The organism is Oleiphilus sp. HI0117 (assembly GCF_001635235.1).
Window position 1 is genome coordinate 1 of record NZ_LWGA01000015.1, and the last position, 1,708, is coordinate 1,708.

General features: G+C 41.9%; 3 protein-coding genes. All 3 read right to left on the minus strand.

Translation table 11 applies throughout. The features are described from left to right. The coding region (locus A3757_RS00465) for a CorA family divalent cation transporter (RefSeq protein WP_304439151.1) at nt 1-422 on the minus strand (422 nt) is incomplete at its 3' end. Between the two features lie 11 nt (nt 423-433). Further along, a complete protein-coding gene (locus A3757_RS00470) occupies nt 434-1,327 on the minus strand; it encodes a LysR family transcriptional regulator (RefSeq protein ID WP_068508821.1) in 894 nt (297 codons plus the stop codon). Nucleotides 1,328-1,359: 32 nt separating this feature from the next. Continuing rightward, on the minus strand, nt 1,360-1,708 hold a 349-nt coding region (locus A3757_RS27425; protein WP_231878174.1), incomplete at its 5' end, for a hypothetical protein.

Consider the following 1,708-nt stretch of genomic DNA (forward strand, 5'->3'; position numbering starts at 1 on the left):
ATAGCGACCGTCATAGGAGATATATGTTTGAGTTTACGCAAGGCTTTTTTAGATTGCTCTACCCCAACCGATTTAACCGGGTGAACAGTAACCAGAATGTTGTCTTTAACAATGAGTCCAATCGACTGATGTTGGAAAGATATATCATCTTCAATGGCACGAATTCCGCGATACAAAATAAATAAGTGCTCGTCAAAAAACTCGATTTTTGACGGGTGGCTCTTTCGCAGGGTATCTTCAATAGCAAGGTGGTCAATATTTAGCTCTGTGAGCAAACGTTTAATTATTTCATGATCTTCGGTCGTAAGATCAATCCACAGCTTTTGGCTCGTGAGTAAGTCGCCGGAAATTAGATCATCAATCGACATTGCTTCGAGCTCTTGACTCTTACCATCGTCAGAGAGCTGGATAATACTTAACATGTCATAACCCTCTATATCTCTATTATTTCTGGCACTTCAATCTCTGGAGCGTCTTCTACAGGCATTTCAAGCGCCCTAATAACATTGAGAATGTTTTCTATCTCGTTCGTATGAATGTTCTCTCGATGATGGCACGCAAAGATTTGTCTAGCAATGACCGGCGCATCGGCAACTTGATAAAGGCTTTTGTCGATATAGGGTTCAATTAAACGGTATGGTAAATAGGCACTGCCGCCAAATTCAAGCATAAATTCAAGCGCTATTCGTGAAAGCGTAGTATGAAGAATAGGTGATATATTATCTGAAAACACCTGAGTAAAACTCATTTGAAACGACAAACCCCAATCAATGGCAATATAACGTTGCTGGACTGCCTCCTCTGCTGTTGCGTCAGCATTCGTGCTAACCAAAATCAGTTCGGCGGGGGTTATGGGTATAGATACCAAGTCATTGAGTTTCGCTGGTTCATAAATAAGCGCCACATCCAATGTACGTTCCATTAGGTGCCGGGTTAAGATATCTGGATTGTGCGCTTCCGTCCTCAATGCCATTTCTGGAAAATCGCGATGAAGTCGGTGCAATGTGTCTTGCAGCACCAGGTCCCAAAGACCTGTTGTGGCACCGAGAGAAATTACGTGTTTTTGTTTCTTTCGTAGCGATACATCTTGGCGAGCTCTTTCCCATGCAATGATAATTGTTTCGGCATGATTAATAAGGCGCTCACCTGTCACCGTTAATTGTAAGTTATTCCTAAAGCGAGTAAAAAGCTTCGCACCTAATACATTTTCCAATTGTTTGATACGAGCACTGACCGCTGCTTGGGTAAGGTATAAGTTTTCAGCCGCTTTACCAAAGTGACGCGTATTCTTTACTTCCAAAAATGTACGTAATAACTCAATGTCCATGATGTCGCCTATGTTAAGGCCAGCGAGCTAACCTATTTATGCCAATAGTCCTTAAATATAGTACTAAAGAGACAATTAAGTCTAACCCTATCACCTAAAGGAGAACTATCACAAATTAAGGCCAGGTATGCATCGCGACCATCACCCTGGCAGGGCGGTTCATAAGGTATAGAGTCACACATTTTTCGTGCTAAATTTGACAACAAAAAGCATAATTCAGAGGTATTTGATATCTCGGCTTTCCCAGCCAAGTCACTTAGCGAAACATACTCGCGACCTGCTTTAAAAAGTTCACAGATAATGTCGTTCGTTTTGCGGCTTTCAATTGGAAGGGTCTCACAAATTGCGCGATACCATGCTGTTAGGTCAGGCATGCTATTT